At 69.0% G+C, this 8,402-nt stretch carries 8 protein-coding genes and 2 pseudogenes; 8 read left to right on the top strand and 2 right to left on the bottom strand.

Annotation, left to right across the window (positions count from 1 at the left end; translation table 11 throughout):
- The 4 genes and pseudogenes from mraY to murG all read left to right on the top strand — a co-directional run.
- A pseudogene (gene mraY, locus ACIQ3R_RS11850) lies at positions 1 to 266 on the top strand (phospho-N-acetylmuramoyl-pentapeptide-transferase); the annotation flags it as partial.
- Positions 267 to 285: 19 nt separating this feature from the next.
- Positions 286 to 1,701: a UDP-N-acetylmuramoyl-L-alanine--D-glutamate ligase gene (murD, locus tag ACIQ3R_RS11845; RefSeq protein ID WP_397418721.1), complete on the top strand. Its 1,416-nt coding sequence runs from the start codon at positions 286 to 288 to the stop codon at positions 1,699 to 1,701.
- Positions 1,698 to 2,873 carry a putative lipid II flippase FtsW gene (gene ftsW / locus ACIQ3R_RS11840; protein WP_397418719.1) on the top strand — a complete coding sequence of 392 codons (1,176 nt, stop codon included), beginning with the start codon at positions 1,698 to 1,700 and terminating at the stop codon, positions 2,871 to 2,873. Before murD ends, ftsW begins: the two co-directional genes overlap by 4 nt.
- Positions 2,870 to 3,979 carry an undecaprenyldiphospho-muramoylpentapeptide beta-N-acetylglucosaminyltransferase gene (gene murG / locus ACIQ3R_RS11835; RefSeq protein WP_397418717.1) on the top strand — a complete coding sequence of 370 codons (1,110 nt, stop codon included), beginning with the start codon at positions 2,870 to 2,872 and terminating at the stop codon, positions 3,977 to 3,979. Before ftsW ends, murG begins: the two co-directional genes overlap by 4 nt.
- A 2-nt stretch (positions 3,980 to 3,981) precedes the next feature.
- Here murG and ACIQ3R_RS11830 read toward each other — a convergent pair whose 3' ends face one another.
- Both ACIQ3R_RS11830 and ACIQ3R_RS11825 read right to left on the bottom strand, forming a co-directional pair.
- Positions 3,982 to 4,584 carry a histidine phosphatase family protein gene (locus tag ACIQ3R_RS11830; protein WP_397418715.1) on the bottom strand — a complete coding sequence of 201 codons (603 nt, stop codon included), beginning with the start codon at positions 4,582 to 4,584 and terminating at the stop codon, positions 3,982 to 3,984.
- A gap of 31 nt (positions 4,585 to 4,615) precedes the next feature.
- A complete protein-coding gene (locus tag ACIQ3R_RS11825) occupies positions 4,616 to 5,539 on the bottom strand; it encodes a histone deacetylase family protein (RefSeq protein WP_397418713.1) in 924 nt (307 codons plus the stop codon).
- Positions 5,540 to 5,584: 45 nt separating this feature from the next.
- On the opposite strand from ACIQ3R_RS11825, the gene ACIQ3R_RS11820 reads away from it, so the two are divergent.
- From ACIQ3R_RS11820 to ACIQ3R_RS11805, 4 genes and pseudogenes are all read left to right on the top strand, one after another.
- On the top strand, positions 5,585 to 6,109 hold the full coding sequence (locus ACIQ3R_RS11820) for a GNAT family N-acetyltransferase (protein ID WP_397418711.1): 525 nt from the start codon (positions 5,585 to 5,587) through the stop codon (positions 6,107 to 6,109).
- A gap of 57 nt (positions 6,110 to 6,166) precedes the next feature.
- The gene (locus ACIQ3R_RS11815) at positions 6,167 to 7,204 is read left to right on the top strand and encodes a hypothetical protein (RefSeq protein ID WP_397418709.1); all 1,038 of its coding nucleotides are present in this window, start codon (positions 6,167 to 6,169) and stop codon (positions 7,202 to 7,204) included.
- A gap of 173 nt (positions 7,205 to 7,377) precedes the next feature.
- Positions 7,378 to 7,866: a recombinase family protein gene (locus ACIQ3R_RS11810; protein WP_397418707.1), complete on the top strand. Its 489-nt coding sequence runs from the start codon at positions 7,378 to 7,380 to the stop codon at positions 7,864 to 7,866.
- 138 nt (positions 7,867 to 8,004) lie between these two features.
- Positions 8,005 to 8,402 (top strand): annotated as a pseudogene (locus ACIQ3R_RS11805) (hypothetical protein); the annotation flags it as partial.

The raw sequence follows: 8,402 nt of genomic DNA, 5'->3' as shown, positions 1-8,402 counted from the left end.
TTGGCGGGGCGGTCGGAACCATCGCGGTGGCCACCCGGCATGAGATCGTTCTGGCCATCATCGGCGGGCTGTTCGTCGCCGAGCTGCTGTCGGTGGTGATCCAGGTCGCCTGGTTCAAACGCACCGGGCGGCGGATCTTCCTGATGGCGCCGATCCACCACCATTTCGAGAAACTGGGCTGGTCGGAATCGACCATTGTCGTGCGCTTCTGGATCGTCGCGATCATGCTGGCGCTGGTCGGCCTCGCCACACTCAAGCTGCGATAGGGGAGGGCGCGACACCGCCATGATCCCGGTCAGGGGCTTCGAGGACCAGACGGTCGCCGTCTTTGGCCTGGCGCGAACCGGGCTGACGGCGGCGCGCGCCCTGATGGCCGGCGGGGCGAAAGTCGCGCTGTGGGACGATCGACCGGCGGCCCGCGAAGCGGCGGTCGCCGAGGGCCTGGCGGTGACAGACCTGACCACGGCGGACTGGTCCGGCTTCGCGGCCCTGATGCTGTCGCCCGGCGTGCCCCTGACCTTCCCCCAGCCGCACTGGACCGTGGCGCGCGCCAAGGCCGAAGGCGTCGAGATTCTGGGCGATGTGGAGTTGTTCGCGCGCACGGTGAACACGGCGCCAAAGCATCGTCGGCCCAAGGTAGTGGCGATCACGGGCACCAACGGCAAGTCCACCACCACGGCGCTGATCGGCCACGTCTTCGCCGAGGCGGGGCGCGATGTGCGGGTCGGAGGCAACATTGGCCTGGGGGTTCTGGGCCTCGAGGACATGCACGGCGGTGCGGTCTATGTGCTGGAACTGTCGTCGTATCAGCTCGACCTGGTATCGAGCCTGAAGGCCGACGTGGCGGCCATCCTCAATATCTCGCCCGACCATCTGGAACGGCATGGGACCATGGAGGCCTATGTGGCCGCCAAGCAGCGCATTCTTGCGAACCAAGGCGCGGGCGACACCGCGGTGGTCGGAGTGGATGACAACTGGAGTGCGCAGATCCTGACCGGGCTGGACAGCGGTGGCGGGCGGGCGGTGACGCCGATCTCGGCCAGCAAGGCCATGAGCCGGGGCGTCTATACGCTGGACGGAATTCTCTATGACGCACTGGGCGAGCGGGTGGCGCAGGTGGCGGATCTAAAGCGTGCGCGCTCGCTGCCCGGGCGGCACAACTGGCAGAATGCGGCCGCCGCTTATGCGGCCGCGCGCGCCGCGGGAATGCCGGGCGAACAGGCGGTCCGCGGATTGCTGAGCTTCCCAGGACTGGCGCACCGAATGGAGACGGTGGGTCAGATCGGCAAGGTACGCTTCGTCAATGACAGCAAGGCGACCAACGCCGACGCCGCCCGGCAGGCGCTGGCGAGCTATCCCAGCGTCTACTGGATCGTCGGCGGGCGGGCGAAGACGGACGGGATCGGCGGTCTGGCCGATCTCTTCCCGCGCGTGACCAGGGCCTATCTGATCGGCGAGGCCGAAGCGGCGTTCGAAGCGACCCTGGCCGGCAGGGCCGAATGTCGGCGGTGCGGCACGCTTGAGGTGGCGACCGCGGCGGCCGCGCACGACGCCCGGGCCTCGGGCAAGGAGGCGGTGGTGCTGCTCTCGCCGGCCTGCGCCTCGTTTGACCAGTTTCCGGATTTCGAGGCCCGGGGCGATGCATTCCGCGCCGCCGTGGCCGACCTCACGACCCGCCAGACCCACAAGGGCGCCGCATGACAACCGCCGGCAACGCGCACGCTTTCGCCCGCTCCGACCGCTCACCGGTGGGCGTCTGGTGGTGGACCGTGGATCGGTGGATGCTGGGCGTGATCGCGCTGCTGGTGGCGATCGGCGTGGTCATCGCGTTTGCGGCCAGCCCGGCGGCGGCCATCCGGATGAACATCGGTGATCCATTCCACTTCGCAGTCCGACAGTGTGTCTGGGCGGTGGCGTCGCTGGGCGTAATCGTCCTGGTCTCTATGCTGGATGTGCGCGGGGTGAGACGACTGGCATTCTTCGCCTGGTTGGCGGCGATCGCGGTGATGATCGCGCTGCCTTTCATCGGCCACACCGCCAAGGGCGCCACCCGGTGGATCGAGATGGGGGGCTTCACCTTCCAGCCCTCGGAATACATGAAGCCAGCGTTGGTGATCCTGGTGGCCTGGATGTTCGCCGAGGGCCAGAAGGGCCAGGGCGTGCCGGGCGTGACCATCGCCTTCGTGCTCTACGCGATTTCGGTGGGCCTGCTGCTGATCCAGCCGGACGTTGGACAAACGGTGCTGATCACCGTGGCGTTCGGGGCCGCCTTCTGGATGGCCGGGGTGCCGATCTCGTGGGTGATGGGGCTGGGCGCCGTGGCGGTGGCGGGCCTGTCTTCGACCTACTTCCTGTTCTCTCACGTGCAGAGCCGGATTGATCGGTTCCTGTCGCCGGAGAAGGCCGACACCCATCAAGTCGACGCCGCCGCCGTGGCGCAGGCCGCAGGCGGATTGTTCGGCCGGGGCCCCGGCGAAGGGGTGATGAAGCGCCATGTGCCGGACCTGCACACCGACTTCGCCGCGTCGGTCGGTGCGGAGGAGTTCGGGCTGGTGTTCCTGCTGGCGGTGATCGCGCTGTTCGCGTTCATCGTCGTGCGCGGCTTGATCCGGGCCATGAAGCTGAACGACCCGTTCGAGCAGGTGGCGGCGGCGGGTCTCTTCGTGCTGGTCGGCCAGCAGGCGATTATCAACCTGGCGGTCAATCTCAACATGATGCCGACCAAGGGCATGACCTTGCCGTTCATCTCCTACGGCGGCTCCTCGATGCTGGCGATCGGGCTGACGCTCGGCCTGGCGCTGGCGCTGACCCGGCGTCGGCCAGGCGCCTATACCCACGGCGAGGGCCTGGCCAAGGCGGGAACCTACACATGAGCCTCGCGCCGCGCCGGATCGCGGTGGTCGCCGCCGGCGGGACGGGCGGGCATCTGTTTCCTGCCCAGGCGCTGGCGGAGACGCTGATTGCACGGGGCTGGGGCGTGGTGTTGGCCTCAGATCAGCGCGTGGCGGGGCTGGCGCAGGACTTCCCGGCCGAGCGACGGATCGGGCTCTCGGCCGCAACCTTCCGGCGCGGCGACCCCATCGGCATGGCGCGTGCGGGCCTGGCGGTCGCGCGGGGCGTGCTGCAGGCGCGGGCGGCGTTCCGAGAGATCAGGCCTTCGGTGGTGGTCGGCTTTGGCGGTTACCCATCCGCCCCGGCTCTGGTGGCGGCGATTCTGGATCGCCGGCCGAGCGTGATCCACGAACAGAACGCCGTTATGGGCCGGGCGAACCGGCTGCTGGCGAGCCATGTGGGCACGGTGGCCTGCGCGTTCCCGACCCTGCTCAAGGCGCCGCCGAAGGTGGCGGCCAGGGCGGTGGTGGTGGGCAATCCCGTACGGCCGGCGATCCAGGCGCTCGCGGGCCTGCCCTTTACGCCGCCGACAGCGGGCGGACCCTTGCGCCTGCTGGTGACCGGCGGCAGCCAGGGCGCGCGCTTGCTGTCCGAGCTTGTGCCCGAAGCGGTGAAGGCCTTGCCGGAGGAACTACGTCGGCGGCTGATCGTGCAGCAGCAGACCCGCGCGGAGTCCATGGCCAATGCGCGCCGAGTCTATCAGGACGCCCTGGTCGATGCCGAGATCGCCCCCTTCTTCCGTGACATGGCGGGCCGTCTGCGGGACGCGCACCTGGTGATCGGCCGGGCGGGCGCGGGCTCGGTCTGTGAGTTCGCGGTGGCCGGCAAGCCCGCGATCCTGGTGCCGCTGGCGATCGCGCTTGATGACGACCAGGGACAGAATGCGCGGGTGCTGGCCGATGCCGGCGGGGCGGAGGTGGCGCGGGAGCATCAGCTGACTGTCGAAAGCCTCGCGACGGCGCTGGCGGCGCTCCTCGGCAATCCAGAACGCCTGGCGCGGATGGCGGCGGCGGCGCGTTCGGTGGCGATCCCGGACGCGGCGGAGAGACTGGCCGATGTGGTGGAGCGTGCGGCGGCCAGCCGCTGACCTCACACCCGCTCAAACCGGCGCATCGACCAGTACTTGTAACCTTCGCTCATGGAGAGCCGCCAGCCTCGCCGCTTCAAGGCGCGGCCGATGAGGTGGTTGAAGAAGCCATGGGCCAGAACCACGACGTCGCCGGAGCCAGCGGCCTCCACCACGAGGTCGGCGGCCTGTTCGGCCCGCGCTTCGGCCTGAGCGCGGGTTTCCTGGCCCTCGTGGTGGCCGAGATACCACCAGCAGACCCGCGCCAGGAAACCCCAGGTCGAGGGCGAAAGGCGAACCCAGCCCGGTAGCGGCGGCGGGGGCAGGGGCGCTTCGATGAGCACCTCGTGGCGGGGAACGTCGCGGCCATCAGCCAGCATGGCGGCGCTCTCGATGGCCCGCAGTCGGGTGGAGCAGACCAGCGCTCCGCCGCCCTCGACGGCCGCGCGCAGGGCGTCCGGCGGCGGCCGGTCGGCGCGGATTCCGCCGATCTCATAGCGGGCCCAGAAGTCACGATAACCGGCGGCGTTGAGCTTGATCTTGCGCGACAGGAGGGGTTCGCCGTGGCGGGCGAGCACGATCGCGCCGGCTTTTGGGGCGCCGGGTCGAGAGGGTTTCGCGGTCATCGGCTTGTGGCGCGCAAGGCGGTTGAGTCTCTCACCTGTCGCAGAGCGCGGCCACATGGGCCAGGGCCGAGCGCCCTAGGGCCGAGAGTTCGTAACCGCCCTCAAGCGAGGACACAACCCGGCCTTGAGCGTGACGGTTTGCGACGTCGACGATGGCGCGGGTCGCCCAGGCAAAGTCCTCAGCCTGCAGGTTCTGGCCGCCCTCGCCGACCGGGTCACCCTGGTGCGCATCGAAACCCGCGGAGACCAGGATCAGTTCCGGCGCGAAGGCGTCCACGCGGACCATCAGGCTCTCGAAGGCCTTGCGCCAGACCTCCACAGGCGCTCCGCCGGGTGAGACGGCGTTGACGATGTTGTCGGCTGCAGGCTCGGTGGGATGACCGGTGCCGGGCCACATGGGCCAGGACTGGATCGAGGCGAAGAAGGTTCCGGGTCGCCAGGCGAGCGCCGCCTGGGTGCCGTTGCCGTGGTGGATGTCGAAGTCGATCACGGCGACGCGGGCGACGCCTTCCGCCCGGGCGGCGAGGGCGGCGGCGGCGATGTTGGAGTAGATGCAGAAGCCCATCGCCCGGTGCGGCTCGGCGTGGTGGCCCGGCGGGCGCACGGCGCCGAAGGCGCGGCCGGCGTCACCGCGAATCACGTCGCGGACCGCTTGCACGGCGCCGCCCGCGGCGCGGCGGGCGGCGGTCAGGCTGCCGGGCGACATGGCGGTGTCCGGATCGAGCCGGCGGAGGCCCTGGATGGGCGCGGCGGCCTCGACGCCCGCCAGGTAGGCGGCCTCATGCACGCGGGCGAGATCCTCCGGATCGACCAGCGGGGCCTCGCGGCGCTCCAGTGAGAGCGTCGCGTCGTCGAGCGCGCCCAGCACGGCGCCCAGCCGCTCGGAACGTTCCGGGTGACGACCGCCGGGATGGTGGTCGAACATGTCGGGATGGGTGTAGAGCGCGACAGACATGCCTGATCCTAACCCCTTTGGCGGCCGGAGCCGAACAGTTCGCCGATGAGCGCCCCGACCCTGCGCCGCGCCCGCCCCGACGACGCCGAGACAATCGCCGAGATCGGCGCGCGCACCTTCCGCGAGACCTTCGCGCATCTCTACGATCCGGTCGACCTCTCGGACTACCTGGCCGAGGCGCACGGTGTGGCGCAGGCCCGGGCCGACCTGGCCAATGCGGCCAAGGCGCTCTGGCTGGTGGAGGACGAGGGCGTCGCCATTGGGTATGCGCTGGCTGGACCGTGCGACCTGCCGCATCCCGAGGTGACCGACCGCTGTCTTGAACTGAAGCGGATCTACTTCGTGGCCGGGCGACAAGGCGGCGGTCTGGGCGGTCGGTTGTTCGATGAGGTGATGGCCTGGATGGAGCGCGACGGACCGCGTGATCTCTGGATCGGGGTCTGGTCGGAGAATTTCGGGGCGCAGCGGTTCTATGGGCGGCGAGGCTTTGAGAAGGTGGGCGAGTACGGGTTTCGGGTCGGCCGGACCGTTGACCATGAGTTCATCCTCAAGCGCCACGCGGGGGCTTGAGCGACGCGGCGTCAGGGTGGTGAGGTAGGGGACTGATCGCCAGCTGGGAGCCAAGCCATGGCCGCGCCGACCGGGTTCAAGACACGCCTCGCCCCTGAGGACGAGTTCCCGCACGATCCGGGGACGTTCAAGAACTACAACGAAAGCATGTACTTCAATGCCTTCGACCCCAGGTCGAAGGCGGGCGGATGGTTCCGGCTGGGGAACCGGCCGAACGAGAACTACGCCGAGATGAGCGTCTGCCTCTATCTGCCGGACGGGCGGGTGGCGTTCATGTTCGGGCGGCCGCCCATCGAGGGGAACCGCGAGATGAACGCGGGCGGGCTGAAGGTGGAGGTGGTTGAGCCCTTCAAGCGCCTGAAGGTGACCTTTGAGGGCAAGGCGCTATTGCTGGCGCGGCCGCACGAGATGGCCGATCCGAAGACCGCGTTCCGCGAGAACCCCCGCGTGCCCTGCACGGTGGAGCTGGACTATACGGGCGTCTCGCCGATGTACGGCGGCGAGACCGTTCGCGAGGACGGGACGCCTATAGAGATCGACCCCGAAAAGTCGTTCGCCAAGGCCCACTACGAGCAGCACTGCGCCGCGCGCGGCCGGTTCACGATCGACGGCGAAGTGTTCGAGATCGACGGCTTTGGTCTTCGGGACAAATCGTGGGGTCCGCGCCACTGGCAGGCCATCGACTGGTACCGCTGGTGCCCGATGAACTTCGGCCGCGACTTCGGGATGATGCTGTCGGTGATCGGCGACGGGAAGGGCGGCGCCCGGCAGGGCGGCATGGTGTTCCGCGACGGGGTCTATGACCTGATCAAGGAATGCCGGATCGAGAGCGACTGGGATGACGCGGGCTATCAGACCGCCCTGCGCGCCAAGGTGAAGACCGAGGCGGGACACGCCTATGAGGTGACCGGCAAGGTGCTGTCGCTGATCCCGCTGCGCAATCGACGGACGACGCCGGACGGCGTGGAACTGACCACCCGGATCACCGAGGGGATGACCGAGTATCGGTGCGGGGATCTGGTTGGGTATGGTCTCAGCGAATACCTGGATCAGATTGTTGATGGTCGGCCGAACGGCAAGGAGGCCGGATACTGATCCACGATGACACTGATCTTCGGCGCTTCGACTTTTGAAAGACACATTGTCGACGCAATTTAGGTCAAGCCGCCGGGTTCGCATTGCTGAAAGTTAACCTGCCGCCATCTTGGCGCGGGGTCCGACATCTGGAACCTTGACGTCACGCCTTCGAGAGTGGGGTGGCGTCGGGGATGCTCAGTATCGGTTATGTACGTCGCGGCGAGGCGACGGCGGATCTCGACACCGCCGCGCTGATGGCGGCCGGCTGCCAGGTGGTTCGAACAGAAGAACTTCAGGGGCATGGCCAGACCCTGGATTCGGTGCTGGATTTCATCGGCGCCGGCGACGAGTTGGTGGCCTGCCGGCTGTCGCAGCTGGCGCGCGGCGGGCGGGAACTCCTGCACGTGCTGAACCGGCTGGAAGCGCGCGGCGCCAGCCTGCGGGTGCTGGACCCCGAGTTGCGGAGCGCCGGTTCGGACGGCCGGGCGCTGCGCGCGGCTCTGGAGGCGGTGGCCACGCTGGAGCCGCCGGCCGGACGACGGCGGCGGCCCACCTCGACGACCGAGATCCTGGCCCTCCAGCGGGCCGGCGTCGGACCGGTGGAGATCGCAAGGCGCCTGGGCGTGTCGCGGATGACCGTGTGGCGGACGCTGAAGGCGCTTGAAGCGGCCGAGGCGTAGGTCGGAACCCCGGAACGCACGGAAGGTCCCACCCCTTCCCCTCCCTCGTGCTTCGTCTTGGGGAGGGGCAATCGCGTTCGTGGGCTTTTGTCGCGCCGCGTCGCCCGATAGCTTCGCCGGAAACAACGGGAGGCGCGCGTGACCGAAGAGATCCTTGAGCCGGGGCTGTCGATCATCGATCCGCACCATCACCTGTGGGATCGGCGGACCTATGCGACGCCGGAGGTCTCCGAGCATCCGTTCATGACAGCCATCCGGCCGGCGCAGCGGTATCTGCTGGACGAGCTGCTGGCGGATACGGGCAGCGGTCACAACGTGATCGGCACGGTTTTTGTCGAGTGCGGCGCCTTTTATCGGGGCGATGGGCCGGCGGACACGCAGCCGGTGGGCGAGACCGAGTTCGTCAACGGCGTGGCAGCCATGAGCGCCAGCGGGATGTATGGCGACATGCGGGCCTGCGCGGGGATCGTCAGCAAGGCGGACCTGTTGCTGGGCGCTGCGGTGGAGCCGGTGCTGGAGGCGCATATCCGCGCCGG

Source organism: Phenylobacterium sp. (assembly GCF_044371015.1).
In the GTDB taxonomy this organism is placed as follows: domain Bacteria; phylum Pseudomonadota; class Alphaproteobacteria; order Caulobacterales; family Caulobacteraceae; genus Phenylobacterium.
This window is presented reverse-complemented; position numbering and strand designations above follow the sequence as displayed.